We start from the raw sequence: 13,361 nt of genomic DNA, 5'->3' as shown, positions 1-13,361 counted from the left end.
AGTCTACGTCACGGTGGGCGGCATGAAGGGCACCACCTGGGTGCAGATCGTCAAGGCGGTCCTGCTCATGATCGGGGCCTGCGTCATGACCGTGTGGGTGCTCGCGAAGTTCGACTTCGCGGTGTCCGACCTGCTCGGCGCCGCCGCGAGCCAGTCCGGCAAGGGCGACGCGTTCCTGCAGCCCGGCCTCAAGTACGGCGCCACCGACGGCTGGTCCAAGCTGGACATGATCAGCCTCGGCATCGCCCTGGTCCTCGGCACCGCCGCACTGCCGCACATCCTCGTACGCTTCTACACCGTGCCGGACGCGAAGGCCGCCCGGAAGTCGGTCAACTGGGCTATCGGCATCATCGGCACCTTCTACCTGATGACCCTGGTCATCGGCTTCGGCGCGGCCGCGCTGGTCGGCAGCAAGACGATCAGGGGCGCCGACCCCTCCGGCAACACCGCCGCGACGCGCCTGGCCGAACACCTCGGCGGCGGGCCGGGCAGCACCGGGGGCGCGGTGATGCTCGCGTTCATCGCCGCCGTGGCGTTCGCGACGATCCTCGCCGTGGTCGCGGGCCTGACGCTCGCCTCGTCCTCGTCGTTCGCCCACGACCTGTACGCCGGGGTCCTCAAGCGCGGCGGGACCACCGACGCCGAGGAGGTGAGGGTCGCGCGCATCGCCGCCATCGTCATCGGCGGCGTGGCCATCGCCCTGTCCGTCTTCGCGCGCGAGCTCAACGTCGCGTTCCTCGTGGCACTGGCCTTCGCGATCGCCGCGTCGGCGAACCTGCCCGCCATCGTGTTCGCGCTGTTCTGGCGGCGCTTCACCAAGGCCGGCGCAATCGCGGGTGTCTTCGGCGGCCTGATCTCGGCGATCGTCGTGGTGGCGCTGTCGCCCATCGTGTGGGGCGGCGCGAGCGAGACGAAGCCCGCGGTGACCCTCACCGCCGCGCAGGCCGACAAATGCGGTGTGGCGGACGGTTCGCGGAGCGTTGGCAACCCGACCGCCCTCGTGTCCTGCACCACCGTCGCGCCGATCCCGCTGGAGAACCCGGGCCTCATCTCGATCCCGGTCGGGTTCCTGTGCGCCGCGGCCGGAACCCTGCTCACCGACAAGCGCCGGACCGACGAGGACGACGCGGCGTTCGACGAACTGGAGGTACGCGCCCTCACGGGCGTCGGAGCGCACTGAGGGCTGGGACGGGGTCGGGCCCGCGGACACCCGCCGACCCCACAGACGTCCGTGCGCAGAGCCGTCCCGCGCGCAAGCGCGCCGATATATCACCTGTCCGGGCGACTCCACCAGAGCCGGGCCCGACCCGGTGCCCGAACGCCGGGCGCCGTACGTCACAGTGGATGCCATGGCTCCATCTCCTCGCACGCCGGGCCCGGGCGCGTTCCGGGCCGTCGCGCTGATCGCCCTCGGCATCGCCCTGTTCCTCGGCGCGCTGATGCTCGGCGACAGCATGGACGACCTGCACGGGTCCGGCGGCCACCACAGCGGCGGATCGACCAGCGGCATGGCCGACATGGCCGCCTCGCTGGGCCCGCCGACGTTCGGTCGGATGTTCGGCTGGTACCCCGAACCGCTGTTCCTCGCGGGCAGCATCGCCGCCGTCCTGTTCTACGGCGCCGGGGTGTGGCGGCTGCGCAGCAGAGGCGACAAATGGCCGATCGGCCGCACGCTGGCGTGGCTCGCGGGTGTGGGCACGGTGCTGCTGTCGACGTCCAGCGGAGTGGCGGTGTACGGCACCGCACTCTTCAGCGTGCACATGGTGCAGCACATGATCCTGAGCATGCTCTCGCCGATCCTGCTGCTGCTCGGCGCGCCCATCACCCTCGCGCTGCGGTCCATCCGGCCCGCCCGCAAGGGCGCGGACGGCAAGGCGGGGCGCGGGCCGCGCGAGATCCTGCTGACCGTGCTGCACAGCCGGTTCGCGGCGGTCATGTCGTCGCCCGGGGTCACCCTCCCGCTGTTCATCGCGAGCCTGTACGTCCTCTACTTCACCCCGCTGTTCGACCTGGCCATGGGCAACATGTGGGGCCACCGCTGGATGACGTTCCACTTCCTGGCCGTCGGCCTGCTGTTCTTCTGGCCGATCATGGGCATCGACCCCGCGCCCCGCAAGCACGGCTACGTCATGAAGATGCTGGAACTCTTCGCGGGCATGCCCTTCCACGCGTTCTTCGGCGTCGCGGTCATGATGTCGTCGTCGCTGATCGTCGACTCCTTCGAGCAGCCGCCGCCCTCGTGGGGCACGGACGTCCTCGCCGACCAGCAGATGGGCGGCGGCATCGCGTGGGCCTTCGGCGAGGTCCCGACGGTCATCGTGCTGCTGGTGATCTTCTCCCAGTGGATGAGCTCGGAGGAACGCCTCGCCCGCCGCAAGGACCGCGCCGCGGATCGCGACGGCGACGCGGAACTGGACGCGTACAACGCGTACCTGACCCGACTGGCCGGCGGCGCGACGCCTGCGGCGGCGACTGATGCCGGCGTCCACGCCGACGCCGACGGCGAAGGCGACGCCGGGCAGGACACGGAGACAGTGCCCTCCGCGCCGTCGGCATCGTCAGCTTCGTCGGCGAATTCGTCGTCCTCCCGCCGGCAAGGCTGAAGCGCGTGGGGGAGCCGAGTGCCGAGCGGCTGGCCGCCGAACTGACCGCTGCCGGCCACCTCGCCCCAGATTGGGTCGAGCCCTGGCGGGCCGTGGACCGCGCCGACTTCGTACCCGCGCGTGTGTGGGTGTCCGACCCCGAGGGGTACCGCCGTTTCGACCGTGCCGACGACCCGGACCGCTGGCGCGCCCTGGTCTACTCCGACACCGTTCTCGTCACGCAGGTCGAGGGCGGGGCGACCGAGCCCGAGGTGTCCTCGTGGCCGACCAGCAGCGCCATGATGCCGCGCATGGTGGCCGGCATGATGGCGGCGCTCGACGTCGCCGACGGCCACCGCGTGCTGGAAATCGGCACCGGCGTTGGCATCGGCGCGGCGCTGCTGAGCGCGCGGCTCGGCGACTCGGCCGTCACCTCGATCGAGGTCGACCCGGTCGTGGCCGCCGGAGCCCGCCGGTCACTCGTCCGAGCGGGGCGGCATCCATACCTGGCGGTGGGCGACGGCATGGCCGGCGTGCCGGAACGCGCCCCGTTCGACCGGGTGTTGTCGACGTGCTCGGTACGCATGGTGCCGTGGGCCTGGATCGCCCAGACGCGCCCCGGCGGCCACGTCCTGACGCCGTGGGGCACGGGGCTCTACAACGGCGTGCTGCTCGACCTGGAGGTCGCGGAGGACGCCGACGGACGCTACGCCACCGGCCGCGTCGTCGGCGACGCGGCGTTCATGTGGGAGCGCGGCCAGGGCACGGCGCCGGACTTCGGCTTCGGCACAGTCGGCGCCGGGACAGCCACGACCGTGACCACGACCACGACGCTGGACGCCCGCGTGCTCTCCGTCTCGCGCGATGCCGCCTTCGCGGTGGGCCTGCTGGTGCCCGGCGTACGCTCGCACATCCACCGCACGGCCGGGGCGTCCGGTGTTGCCGCACTCGACTCGCTCACCCTCCACCTGACCGACCCCGAAACGCGCTCCTGGGCTCGCGTCGAACACGTCCCGGGGCGTACCGAGTTCGCCGCCGAGCGGGCCGGCCCCCGCGACGTCCTCGCCGAGGCCGAAGCCGCCCTGCGCTGGTGGCACGCCGCAGGCGCCCCCGCCCGCTCCCGCCTCGGAGTCACCATCCGCAAGTCCGGCCAGACGGAGTGGCTCGACACCCCGGAGACCCCGATCGGCACGCGGCCGTAGGCGCGCTGGGGCCCTCATTCATGGGGTGGGTCGCCCGTGAAGGCTTGTCCAGGCCGACAATCCCCCGGAAGCCCCGAGCGCCGAGCCCCGCGCGCCTACAACCGTGCTCGGGCTGCGGCTACCTCGGCTCGCAGTTCGGCGGCGATCTCCAGGGTGTCCGGGTCTGCGGTTGGCAGGCGGGCTTCCAGGAGGTCTAGTTGGCGTTCCTGTACGTCGGCGATGCGGGCCCGGACCGTGGGGGTTCGGGCGATCCGTCTGGCCCGCACGCGGCTTCGGCGGCCCAGCAGGGTGCGGGCCTCCGACGGCCGGACCGTGTCGTACGCCGCCTCCTCCTGTGCGACCTCCCCCAACCTCGCCCGGTAGCCCCGCCGCACCGCCCGGAAGACCAGGAGCGCGACGACCAGGTTCACCGCGACCTTGACGACTATGCCGCCCGGGAAGCCGAGGATCGGCGCGTTGAACTGCCAGTGCATTGCCATGGCCAGCGCCCAGAACACCACAGCGATGCCGATGCGGCGGGCGAGCGGTGTGCCGTCCCGGGCCACCAGGAAGCCGATGCCCGTGCCCGCCACCGCCGTCATCGCCCAGTGTGAGCCCCAGCCGGTGAGGAGCACGCGGACGACGAACGACCCGACGACCGAGCCGCCGGGGGAGGTGGCGCCTTGCAGAAGGATGTTGTTGAGGGCGTACATGAGGTTCTCGGTCGCCTGGAAGCCGAGGCCGACCAGCGCGCCGTAGACCCAGCCGTCGACCGGCCCGCGTACCGCACGCGCCGCCACGAAGGTCAGCATGACGACGCCGCAGAGCTTGAGCGTCTCCTCGTTCCACGGGGCGGTCAGGGCGGCACTCCAGTCGTCCGCGAACTGAACGCCGCAGGTACGCGCCCAGATGGCGCCGAGGCCGGTGTTGGCGATGACCGCGCAGCCGGTCGCCGCCGTCATGCCCCATACGACGCAGGCGACGGAAGGCGGGCCGGGCGGCGGGCGCACGGGGCGTACGCGGCGGGCCAGGGCGTACCCGAACACCAGTGTGGGGACCAGCAGCCCCGCCGCCAGCATCGTCGCGGCGGGGAACACCCGGACGGCGTCGAAGTAGTTGAGGCCGAGCGAGATCGCCCCGAAGACGCACGCGGCAAGGCCGACCCACAGGGAGAAGGACCGGACGGAAAGCGCCCCCGTCACGACGCGGGCCTCGTGAAGGTGAGGGAGCGGATGACCGAGAGCGCCGCCGCCAGGTCCGCGTCGTCGCGCGTACCGGAATCGGACGCCGATGCGGAAGCGGACGCGGCGTCGGTCGGCCCTAGTGCGACCATCCGGATCGCGAAGCTCTCGTCCGGCGCCGGGTAGATCGCGGCGGTGCCGCGCTCGCCGCGTTGGGTGAGGTCGCCGATGCTGCCCCGGGCGCCGCTTGCCGAGACCACGGGTGTAGGCGGGCCGACGCGCGCGTCCGACGCCGAGACGCGGGCGCTGCGGCGCAGGCCGTCCCACAGCCGGTCCGCGTAGTCGGACGACATAAGGCTCAGGTACGCCACCGTCAGTTCGGTGTCGCCCCGCGTCAGTACGTACTCCTGCGACGGCATCGTCTCCGACTCGGCCATGGTCCAGCCGTCGCCGACCACCGTGAACCACGCGTGGTCGCCGTTGCCCGGGCCCACCCGCAGGACGGCTCCGCCGGGCAGCACCCGGTCGTCGGACAGGCGCGAGGCGAGGAAGGGCCAGCCTGCGACGAGCAGCGCCATCACGGCCACGACGGCCGGCGGGCCCCACCACGGCGCACGGCGGCCCCGGCGGTCGGCGGTACGCGGCTGGCCCATGGCACCAGCGTTGGTCCTGGTACGGGAGCCCGCCCGCCGAGTATCGGCCAGTGGGGTGAACGGTGACCCGAAGGGGTGACTTCGGTCAGGCGCGCGGTGGCTTCAGCCCCGGCGTGCGGACCCGGCTCGACCTGGCCCGAGCGCCACCTGCGACGTGCCTACTCGTAGTACCGCGCCTCGATCACGTTGCCGTCCGGGTCGGTGAAGTAGAACGTGCTGGGGGCGTAGCCCCGGGCGCCGAACGAGTTCTCCAGGCCCACCGACGTGTCGCCGCCCTCGGCCTCGACCCGCTCGCGCAGGGCCGCGAAGTCGGCCTGTGCCAGGGCGACGCAGATGTGGTTCACCCGGTGCCCGGAGGCACCCGGCACCTTGAAGCTCTCGTCGACCCCGGCCGCGCTCGATTTCGCGGCGAGGTCGATGATGGCGTGCTCGGACACGCGGACGCTGGGGAACGGGGCCGTGCCGTCCCGGAACTCCTGCGCGCGTACGCCGGGGAACCCGACCACTCGCTCGTAGAAGTCCAGTGATCTGAGCTGGTCCTCCACCCAGATCACGATGTGGTCGATGGTCGCCTGCACGTCGCCACGCCCTTCGCTGCTTCCGGCGGTCCCGTCCCGGCGCCGTCCGGACCGCGGTTCGCGGAGATGCCGCCGGGGTGTTGCCGGGGTGCCGAGGTACCGCCTGGGGTCACGGCCGCCAGGCCGCCTCCGGATCGTCGAACATCGTAGCCGGGTCGGCCAGAATGACCGCGCTCAGCGGCTTGTGCATCCAATCCCGGTCAATTCGGACGCACATCACGCGTTCCAGGAGGGCCAGGCACGACGCGCCGGCGGCCGAGGCGTCCGGGCGCACGCCTTCCGCCCAGCGCGGCAGGGGCACGGCGAGACCGGCCGGGACGCGTCTGGTGTCGACCGGGTCGAAGACCACCTGGACGTCGCCGTCCTCGGCGTACATCACCTGGCAGTCGCCGTGCATGTCCCAGTACGCGCTGAAGAACCGGCCGCCCTGCGCCGACGCGCGCCGGGCGATCTCCGGGATGCTGCCGTGGTAGCCGGTGTTCTCGATCGTCACGACGCAGGAGTCGGTCGACACGATCAGCATGGGGTGGAAGGAGCCGGCCTCGGGCAGGGCCAGGACGTCACCTATCTGACGGAACGTCATGATCCGGCGCGGCGCCTGGGCTCCGCCGAAAGCCGCGACGACCTCCTCCTCCGTACGGCCGGTGGCGACGGAGATGGTGAGGGCGACAAGTCCGTCCTGTTCGGCCCACCGGTAGCGCTCGACCAGTGTGTCCAGCATCGGGGTCTCCAGCCTGTCGTGATCGTCCTGCCCGGTTCCAGGATGCCCGTCGCATCCGACAGCCGTGGCGGGTTCACGCAACGCGAACGTCCGCTTACCTGATTCGGTGTCATTTCGATGGTGATCCGTCCGCCCTTGGGGCGGACGCGTGTTGCCGCGCGCCCCCGTTCCCGTCAGGGGCGCCGACGGGGTGCGGGGCGTCGCGGCCCTCGCGGCGGCCCGGGCCGTCACGGACGCGGCTCCGTCGTCAGGCCGCTGAGGTGGTCGCGGGCGGCCAGCAGCGCGGTGCCGTCCGGGCCCGGTACGCGGCGGCGGAGGTCGATGATCCCCGGTCCCAGGTTGCGTGCCGCCTCGGTACGTCCCAGCCGCAGCCACAGTGCCTGGGCGGCGTCCGCCGCGGAGCGGGCCGCCGGGTCGTCCGGGTCCCCGGCCTCGGCGAGCCGGTGCGCGAGGGTGGTGTACTGCCGGGCCGCGGTCGCGAACAGACCGGCGGACGCCGTCAGATGGGCGCGTACTTCGTACGCGTTGAGCGTGAACGGATGGGCGGGACCGTGCCGGGCCTCGACACCGCGCATCAACTCCTCGGCGAGGGTGAGGGCTTCCACGTGGTTGTCGTGCGCCGCGGCGTCCTTTATGGCGTGCAGCGCCGCGCGTAGCTCCGCCGGTGGCCGGGCCGCTTTGCGGGGTGCGACGGCGGACGTCGCTTTGCCGGATCCGTTCCGGGCCGGGACGGCGTGGCCGGGCGGGGCCGGGGACGGGGGGGCCGGCGGGGGCGGCGGCGCGAGGTGGGCGGCGGTCGCGACGGGCGGGGGAGGGATCGGCGCGGGCATCGACGCGCGCGGACGTACCAGTTCGCCGGACGGGTCGGGGGTCGGCGTCGGGGGCTCGCTCGTCGCGACTGGGGTCACTGCGGGAGGTGCTGGGGGTACTTGAGCCGTCTGCGGGGTCTGCGCGGTCTTCGCGGTCTGCGCGGTCTTCGGGGTTTGCGCGGCCTGGGCGGTCGGAGCGCCCGGCTCGGTTGCACGGGGCGGCTCGGACTGACCGGGCGGCTCGGACTGACTTGGCGGACCGGTCGGCGCCGTGCCGGCGAGCGGATCGGTCGGCGTGCCGGGTTCGAACGGCTCGACCGGCTCGACCGGTTCGAACCGTTCGGCCGGTCCCCGCCAAGGACCGGACCACGGCCCGGTCTCCGCGCCGATCTCCGCTTCTGTCTCGGCGATCGTCGGCGGGTCGGCCCAGATGTCGATGGGGGCGTCGCCCGCGTCCCCGACGCGCGTCGGGAAGGGGAACGGCCCCGCGGGCTCGGCGTACGGTTCGGCCTGACGAGCTGTCAGCTCCCGTACACGCGCCCGCGCCCCCACCAGCGCCCGCCCGCCCGGTCCCGGGATGTGCTCGCGTACCGCGATGAGGCGTACACCGGTCGACACCGTCGCGGTGTCGTCGTCGGGCAGGCGCAGCCACAGCGCGTGGGCGTTGTCCGCCGCGGAGATGGTGTCGGGGTGCTCGGGCCCGCGTGCGAGGAGCCGGGACTCGGCAATGTCCAGGTAGGCCGTCACCGCATCGGCCAACCGCCCGGACTCCGCGGTCAGATACGCCCGGACCTCGCGCACGTTGAGGGTGTGCGCGTGCTCCCAACCCAGGTCGGCGACCAGGGCGTCGACGATGGCGTCCGCCGCGCCCAGCGCCTCGTCGTGTCGTCCCTCGGCGGCGATGGCCGCGACGTCCGCGAGCGCCTCGCGCAACTCGGGCGGGGGCGGCAGCGGTTGCTCGGAGGGGGCACGAGGCGCGGACAGCGCCTCCAGGTGCGCGGCCGCGGCTTCACGCGTGTGCGCGCCGCTGCCGAGCACCAACTCCCGCAGCGCCACCACCGCGGGGCCCAGCTCGCGGGCCTGTGCGACGTCCGGAAGGTCGAGCCACAGGGTGTGCGCCGCGTCGGCGGCGGCGCGGGTGGTGGCGTGCCCGGGGCCGTGGACCCGCGCGCTGCGGCGCGCCGTCTCGGTATACAGCGTCACCGCTTCGTCGATGCGCCCGGCCCGTGCGGTCAGCCAGGCCCACGTCTCCAACGCGTCGAGGGTGTCGCGGTGTTCCGGGCCGAGGCCGTACCGCGTCTCCATGTCGTGGGTGATGGCCCGCGCGAGTGCCAGTGCCTCGTCGAAGTCCCCGGCCGCCACGGCCGCGCGAAGGCTGCCCACCCGCTCGCGGTACAGGTACGGCCCGGCGGCCCGCTCTTCCTCGGCGGCCTGCGGGAGCAGGTGCGGGATGGTCACGCGCAGTTGCGCGGTGGTCGGCACCCCCGCCGCCACCCCCGCGCCCCAGTCCTGCGCCTCTCCCGGTTCCGGTTGCAGGAACGGTGCCGGTGCGGGCACCGCGACTTCGGGTTCGGGCGCGGGCGGCGCGGAATCGCGCGGGGCGCGGCCCGGGACGGCGCGGTGCCGGCCGGTGGCCTCGCTGCGTGTGCCGCCGTACGAGATCGCGTACGAGCCCTCGGCGGGCATCCGGTTCGCGAGCCGCAGCGTCGTGTCGGCGGGCGGCACGATCTGCACCGTGCCCTCCGGCAGTTGGGCCCGGCCGAAGATCGCCGGGTGGACCGTCGCCGGATCGACGGTCGCCGGGCAGCCCGCGAAGCCGCGGCGCGCGGCGACGGTCAGGGTCCGGGTGAACGCGTGCGCGGGGTCGTCGTGGGTGGCCGGCGGGGTCAGGACGCCCCACAGCGGCAGGCGGTCGGCGAGCGTCCCGGGGGCGACGGTCACCTCGGCGCGCAGGTCGGCCGACGCGGTCAGGTCGACGATCACCAGCGTGTTGCGCGGGTCGCGGATCCGCAGGGTCTCGGCGAGCCAGGCCCACGGGAGCCCGTCGTACCGCACGCTGCCCGGCGACGAGTCGCGCAGTGTGACATGCAACTCGCCGCGCCGGTCCGGCATCAGATGACCGGTCAGGTAGACGATGACCGGTCCGGGGGTGACCGACGAGCGCTCGAGGTAGCCGCGTACCGTCTGCGGCCCGGACCCGGCGGGCAACTGGACGACGTCGGCGGGAGCGTCCGGGACCAGGATCTGGGGCGGCAGGCCGACCCAACCGGCGAGCGCGGCCTCCGAATCGGCCAACGCGCGGCTCTTGCGCCGCCCTTGGCCGACTCCGGCCACCAGCAGTACGAACCCCCTCGGGGTTTCCATGGGTTCGAATGGCTGATTCGCCTGTTGCGGCGTGCTTTCCCTGGACATGCCTACCCCCGCGCGATGACGCGATTCCGGCCAGCAGCGGGAACCTACCGCACGTCCCGATGCACCCGGTATGCCCCGGCCGCCCCACGCCTACCGCGGGAGCCTTCCAACCTTCCGGTAGTGGGCGCGAGTTGGCCGGATAGAAGGGACAATGCCCTAGGTCCCGAACGCGCATGCGTGGTTGTGGACGCAGTTGTGGCTACGGAGGGGCCACGGCTGGACACGCAGGGGTGGCGTCGGGGCAGGATGGCATGACCGAGATCGGGCGCGACGCTTTTCGGTGGCCCGGGCACCGCCCAGTTCGGACCGCCGTGGGATCGGGGGCACCATGCGGCAGACGACGGTCGCCGGACGACCGGGTACCGAGGTGGGGCCGGTCCATCCCCGCGAACAGGCGGGTGCGGCACGGGTCGCGCGCAGGAACGGCGGTGCGGTGCGTCGCGCACCGAGGACAAGTTCCGCGCGGAGCGAACGCGTTGACCGGGTCCGCCGAGCAGGTGCGGCGTGAAGCCCGGGCGGGCGATCGCCGGGTTCCTGGTCCTGCCGTTCGCCCTCATGGTGGCGGCACTGCTGGTGATCGCGGCGCTGGCCGGCGGGTTGCCTTCGACGGGGCCGGTGGGCGCGCGGCTCAACGCGACCTTCAACGGGGCGCAGGTTCCGGCGCAGTACCGCGAGTGGGTCACGCGGGCCGGGCAGATGTGCCCCGAGGTCACCCCGCAGCTGCTCGCCGCGCAGTTGGAGCAGGAGTCGGGCTGGAACCCGAACGCGGTCAGCCCCGTCGGCGCGATGGGGATCGCCCAGTTCATGCCCGGCACGTGGCCGAACTACGGCCAGGACGAGGACGGCGGCGGCGCGAGCCCGTACCATCCCGGTGACGCGATCATGGCGGCGGCGCGGTACGACTGCGAGCTCGCCGCGCTGGTGCGCGGGTACATCGAGACGGGACGGGCGAGCGGCGACGTGCAGGACCTCATGCTCGCGGCGTACAACGCGGGTCCCGGAGCAGTGCTGAAGTACGCGGGCATTCCGCAGTACACCGAGACGCAAAACTATGTGCGCGTCATCCGCAGCCTCATGGACAAGTACCAGGACGTCATCCCCGACATCGCCGCCGGGACACCGTTCGGCCAGGCGGTCGTGGAGTTCGCCATGCGCCATCGCGGCGTGCCCTATTCGTGGGGCGGCGGCGACACGTCGGGGCCGTCCGAGGGCTTCGGCAACGGTGCGGGCGTCAAAGGATTCGACTGTTCGAGCCTGGTCCAGTACGCGGTGTACCACGCGTCGGGCGGCAAGCTCATGCTGCCGCGCGTGTCCCAGGCGCAGGTGACGGTGGGTCAGCCGGTGCCGCGCGACTTCGCGGTGATGCTGCCCGGCGACGTGATCGGCTTCGACCCGCACCGCAACGGCGACTACAGCCACATCGGCATCTACATCGGCAACGGGCAGATGGTCCACGCCCCCAAGACGGGGGACGTGGTGAAGGTGTCCGACTTGTCGGAGTCCTACTACGCGAACTCGGCCTGGTTGGTACGGAGGTTCGGATGAGCTCCGACGGCCCCGGCATGCGGGCGGCCCAAGGGCTGCGCGGCACAGTGGCGTTGCTCACGTTTCTCGCGCTCATCGTCGGCGCCGCACTGTTCGGCGGATGCGGCCTCATCGGCAAGGCGGGCAAGACGTCCGGCACGGCGGACGACACACCGGCCGCGTCGTCGTCCTCCCCGTCGAGAACCGCACCGGCGACCGTGCCTCCCGCGCAGCCGATCCCGCGCGGAACGGCGACCCCCACGCTGCCGCTGCCGAGCACCGCGAAGGTCGCGCAGAGCGACGCGTCGGCGGTCTCGTCGGCGGCGCTCACCGTGATGTTCACGTACGACACGACCACCGACACCACGTCGCAGGACGCGGTGCTGCGTGCGCAACCATGGCTGACCGAGGAATACGCGGCCACACAGCGGGAACACGTGTCGGTCAGTCCGCCGGGCGCGGACTGGACGACGTGGACGGAGCATCGGGCGTACACCGCTCCGGTGTTGGAACGCGGGCGGGACCAGGCGCCGACCGACACCGCGACGACCGCGTATCGGCAGTGGCTCGTGCGCTACACGCCGACCGGGCGTGACGGTTGGAAGGGGACCGAGGTCACCGTGGTGGTCTTCGCGCTCCTCACCCGTCAGTCCGCGGCGGATCCGTGGCGTGTCTCGGACATGCTCGTGAGGTCGTGAGCGGGTGTCGCGGGGAAGAAGCACGGAGTACGGCGGCGCGGGGACGGGCGCCGAAGGAGAGGACACCGACTTGGCGGAGGGAGGCCACCAGTTGTCCGGCGAGAGGTACGGTCACGCGGAGCCCCCGGCTGATCCCGGCCGTGGGCCGCTCGACGACCTGCCCACCCCGGCCTGGCTGGCGGAACTCGACGAGGACGCGGACGGGGAAGCGCCGGAGGAGACGGCAGGGGAGACGACAGGAGAGGCGACAGGAGAGGCGACAAGAGAGGCGACTGGGCAGACGGCCGAGCGGGACGGGGCGGCGGAAGAGCCGGACGCATTCGGGGAGTCGGAACCGGACGCGGACGGACCGCAGGAACCGACCGTCGAGGACTCCGGCGAGTGGGCGGCCGTGACGCCTGCGGAGGCCGGAACGCCTCCTTCGGCTCCGGTTTCGGGCCCGGTTTCGGGGCCGGCCTCGCATCCGGTTTCCGGTCCGGTTTCGGGCCCGGATTCGGATTCGGTTCGTGAACCCGTGGTGCCCGAACGGGCGGAGGAGCAGGCGTTCCCGGACAGGCGCGCGTCGGGGGAGACGAGGCCACCGGAACAACCCGAGCCGCCTCGGCGTGACTTGCCCGGTTCTCCTGACCTGCCCGACTCACCCGACTTGCCCGGCACGTTCGATCAGCCCGAAGAGCCCGAAGCGCCCGAAGGGCGGGGTTCCTCCGGCGTGTCCGACGTCGCCGATGAACCGGTCGGACCGGACGAGGCCGCGGCCGCCCCTGCGGTGAGCAGGCGAGCCGCCGTTCCCGCCCCTGAAGTCGAGCGGCCCGCGCCGCGCGTCGAGCCGCCCGCGACCCGTCTGCCGCCCGCGTTGGCCGCCGGACCGGAGGCGGCCGGACCGGTCCTCCCAGGCCCGCCCGCGCGTCCCTCGGTGCCCCCGCGAGTGGGGCCGCGGATAGGACCGCCGCAGCGCCCCAAGGACGGCCCTGTTGCGCCTTCCGCCGCCGCACCGTTGCCGCGCGCGGAGACTCCGCCGCCGC

Annotated in this window: 10 protein-coding genes; 5 read left to right on the top strand and 5 right to left on the bottom strand. The window is 73.0% G+C overall.

Features of this window, described 5'->3' with window-relative positions:
- From AB0C36_RS32635 to AB0C36_RS32625, 3 genes are all read left to right on the top strand, one after another.
- On the top strand, positions 1–1,180 hold a 1,180-nt coding region (locus AB0C36_RS32635; RefSeq protein WP_358361308.1), incomplete at its 5' end, for a solute symporter family protein.
- Positions 1,181–1,508: 328 nt separating this feature from the next.
- Positions 1,509–2,603 (top strand): cytochrome c oxidase assembly protein, encoded by a 1,095-nt coding sequence (locus tag AB0C36_RS32630; RefSeq protein ID WP_435839165.1) that lies wholly within the window; start codon positions 1,509–1,511, stop codon positions 2,601–2,603.
- A 5-nt stretch (positions 2,604–2,608) separates the two neighbouring features.
- Positions 2,609–3,784, top strand: coding sequence for a methyltransferase domain-containing protein (locus tag AB0C36_RS32625; RefSeq protein WP_358361305.1), 1,176 nt, complete (start codon positions 2,609–2,611; stop codon positions 3,782–3,784).
- Between the two features lie 95 nt (positions 3,785–3,879).
- On the opposite strand, the gene AB0C36_RS32620 is transcribed toward AB0C36_RS32625, so the two are convergent.
- The 5 genes from AB0C36_RS32620 to AB0C36_RS32600 form a co-directional block, all read right to left on the bottom strand.
- Positions 3,880–4,965: a PrsW family intramembrane metalloprotease gene (locus AB0C36_RS32620; protein ID WP_358361302.1), complete on the bottom strand. Its 1,086-nt coding sequence runs from the start codon at positions 4,963–4,965 to the stop codon at positions 3,880–3,882.
- Positions 4,962–5,597, bottom strand: coding sequence for a hypothetical protein (locus tag AB0C36_RS32615; protein WP_358361300.1), 636 nt, complete (start codon positions 5,595–5,597; stop codon positions 4,962–4,964). The genes AB0C36_RS32620 and AB0C36_RS32615 overlap by 4 nt, the downstream gene beginning before the upstream one ends.
- A 158-nt stretch (positions 5,598–5,755) precedes the next feature.
- On the bottom strand, positions 5,756–6,175 hold the full coding sequence (locus tag AB0C36_RS32610) for a VOC family protein (protein WP_358361298.1): 420 nt from the start codon (positions 6,173–6,175) through the stop codon (positions 5,756–5,758).
- Positions 6,176–6,284: 109 nt separating this feature from the next.
- On the bottom strand, positions 6,285–6,896 hold the full coding sequence (locus AB0C36_RS32605; RefSeq protein ID WP_358361295.1) for a hypothetical protein: 612 nt from the start codon (positions 6,894–6,896) through the stop codon (positions 6,285–6,287).
- A 227-nt stretch (positions 6,897–7,123) separates the two neighbouring features.
- A complete protein-coding gene (locus AB0C36_RS32600; RefSeq protein WP_358361293.1) occupies positions 7,124–10,069 on the bottom strand; it encodes a tetratricopeptide repeat protein in 2,946 nt (981 codons plus the stop codon).
- Between the two features lie 552 nt (positions 10,070–10,621).
- Here AB0C36_RS32600 and AB0C36_RS32595 point away from each other — a divergent pair.
- The gene (locus tag AB0C36_RS32595; protein WP_358361290.1) at positions 10,622–11,662 is read left to right on the top strand and encodes a bifunctional lytic transglycosylase/C40 family peptidase; all 1,041 of its coding nucleotides are present in this window, start codon (positions 10,622–10,624) and stop codon (positions 11,660–11,662) included.
- Positions 11,659–12,339, top strand: a complete 681-nt coding sequence (locus AB0C36_RS32590; RefSeq protein WP_358361288.1) for a hypothetical protein — start codon at positions 11,659–11,661, stop codon at positions 12,337–12,339. The genes AB0C36_RS32595 and AB0C36_RS32590 overlap by 4 nt, the downstream gene beginning before the upstream one ends.
- Positions 12,340–13,361: the final 1,022 nt, after the last annotated feature.

The organism is Streptodolium elevatio (genome assembly GCF_040649515.1).
Lineage (GTDB): Bacteria > Actinomycetota > Actinomycetes > Streptomycetales > Streptomycetaceae > Yinghuangia > Yinghuangia elevatio.
The sequence above is the reverse complement of the archived record's forward strand: the minus strand, read 5'-3'. Positions and strand labels throughout refer to the sequence as shown.

Excerpts from the sequence above, each read along its gene's own strand:
- AB0C36_RS32615 (WP_358361300.1), bottom strand. The coding sequence starts at position 5,597 with ATGGGCCAGCCGCGTACCGCCGACCGCCGGGGCCGCCGTGCGCCGTGG.
- AB0C36_RS32630 (WP_435839165.1), top strand. The coding sequence starts at position 1,509 with ATGGCCGACATGGCCGCCTCGCTGGGCCCGCCGACGTTCGGTCGGATG.
- AB0C36_RS32600 (WP_358361293.1), bottom strand. The coding sequence starts at position 10,069 with ATGGAAACCCCGAGGGGGTTCGTACTGCTGGTGGCCGGAGTCGGCCAA.
- AB0C36_RS32590 (WP_358361288.1), top strand. The coding sequence starts at position 11,659 with ATGAGCTCCGACGGCCCCGGCATGCGGGCGGCCCAAGGGCTGCGCGGC.
- AB0C36_RS32605 (WP_358361295.1), bottom strand. The coding sequence starts at position 6,896 with ATGCTGGACACACTGGTCGAGCGCTACCGGTGGGCCGAACAGGACGGA.